1 protein-coding gene is annotated in these 2,103 nt (G+C 29.2%); it reads left to right on the forward strand.

What is annotated here, in order from left to right; genetic code table 4:
- Positions 1–260: 260 nt before the first annotated feature.
- Entirely contained in the window at positions 261–1,340 is a 1,080-nt protein-coding gene (locus UDIV_RS02030; RefSeq protein ID WP_038102627.1) for a hypothetical protein, read from the forward strand.
- Positions 1,341–2,103: the final 763 nt, after the last annotated feature.

The following is a 2,103-nucleotide window of genomic DNA, read 5'->3' on the forward strand; positions in this document are numbered from 1 at the left end:
ACTACAATTTAAATATATAGTGCTTTTTTTTTTTTGTTTTAGAGATGATTAAGTTGATTTGTTGGCGAGGTAGTTAGAAAACACTAACAATTTTTATAAATCCTAAAAGTAGTTAAAACCGGAACATTTATCTAAAAAGTCCTTTTTTTTTTTTTTTGCAGCACGAAAAATTGAATTTAGAATTGCTCTATATTTTTTAAATCAAACTTTTAAAAAGGAATTTTCAACATAATTTTAACTATCAAAGGATTTATTAATATATGAGTAAATTCAAAAACAAGAAAGCACTAGCTTTATCAGTTGGTGCAATTATGGCAGGGGTTAGTGTTATAGGAGTGGCTGCAGCTTGTGCACCAACAAAGGCGAAACCAAATAAACCCACTGAAAAGAAAGTAGAACAACCACAAACTAGTGGTAATGAATCTTCAAATCCTGGAAGTGGAAGTACTACAAATCCAAGTGGTCAAGGTTCAAACAATGGTGGGACAACTAATCCAACAAGTGGTTCATCAAAAACTTCTCCAGAAAAAACTCAACCATCAACACCAGAAACGACACCTAAAAATGATAATGGCACTTCTGGTGATAATAAACAAGATGATAAATCTAAAGAAATGATGCAAGGTGATGTTTCTACTCCGGGTTCGCAAAATGGTGAACAACCAAAAGTAGAATCTGGTGATGGTAAGACGGAAAATGCTAAAACTGAACAACCAATAGAAGGATCTAACTCACAATCTGGCAAGAAAACAGAAGAGGGCAATAGTCAAACAGAAACTGGAAAACCACAACCAGATCCTCAAACAAATAGCACAGAAAATCAACAATCTGGCTCACAACCTAGCAAGAAAGCTGATGAAAGTAATAGTCAAACAGAAACTGGAAAACCACAACCAAATCCACAAGCAAACAGCACAGAAAATGCACAACCTGGTATGAAAGCTGAAGATCCTGACAAACAAAAAGAAATGGATTTGAAATCAAAATTAACACTTGTTACATTTTCACGACAACAAAGTTATTTTTGATTGAGATTAAATACTTCTAAAGAAACATTTGATAAATTAAAAGATGGCAGACTTAAATTTTTATTAGATAAAGGAAATGGAACTTTTGAAGAACAAGCATCACTGTTTGAACAGGGAGGTCGAAAAGCTTACTATGTCAATGATAAAGTTGAAGCAGATGGTTCTGTTTCATTCTCTATATCTTCTGATCAACCTTATGGTGGTAATCAAAATGAAAAAGGTAAATATAAAGTTACACAAATATGATTACTAGGCGATGATTCAAAAAATAATTTGTTAAATCAAAATAACAAAACAGTTGATGTTCAATAAAAAATATTAAAACTTGCTTTAAATATTATAAAAAATAAATCCATAATGACACCAAACAACTTAAATGTTTTGAGTTCAAAATGGATTTTTTCTTGTTTTTGTAGTTTGTGCTATTTGGATGTAAATTCATATTTAACCAACTGAACAAAACCTAATATTAAATTCTAAACAACCTTTAACTTTTTTAAAAGGCAATCTCAATCTTTTGTATTTGAATTATCTTGCTAGCTTATTTTAAAGTTAAACAATTTAACTTTTCTTTGGTATAGATTTTCTTGTCTATATCGTTGTCGTTATCTTTTAATTTGTTTATTAAGATATAAGTGTTTTCTGATAATTTCTTTTTCAATTATTGATTAAAGAAATTGTAGATGAATTGTGTTAAATTGTAATTGTTTCAAGCCTAGTCTTTCTGGCTAAAGCCATTTTTGATTATTTATTTTTGTTCATCTGAATATTTTCTATTCCTACCGTTTTTAATAGCTATAAATAATATCATTCTATTTATCTGATTAAATGTTTAATATTATCTTCTGATATTAAAAATATTTACTATTTTTCTAATTTTTTGTCCTCATTGTATAGGTGAAAAACTTGTCCTTTTGTAATCAATATAGTTTCACAAAACCCCATTCAAAATTTTCAAATAAGTATGGATTTTTAAAAAGGGGGAGCTGTTTTTAGCCAAAACATATATAAGAAAAGAGACCATAAACATTTTCTTCTAAAACACTTTTAACCGGAACATTTGCCTAGAAAGTCC

The organism is Ureaplasma diversum NCTC 246 (assembly GCF_000731915.1).
GTDB classification, from domain to species: domain Bacteria; phylum Bacillota_I; class Bacilli_A; order Mycoplasmatales; family Mycoplasmoidaceae; genus Ureaplasma; species Ureaplasma diversum.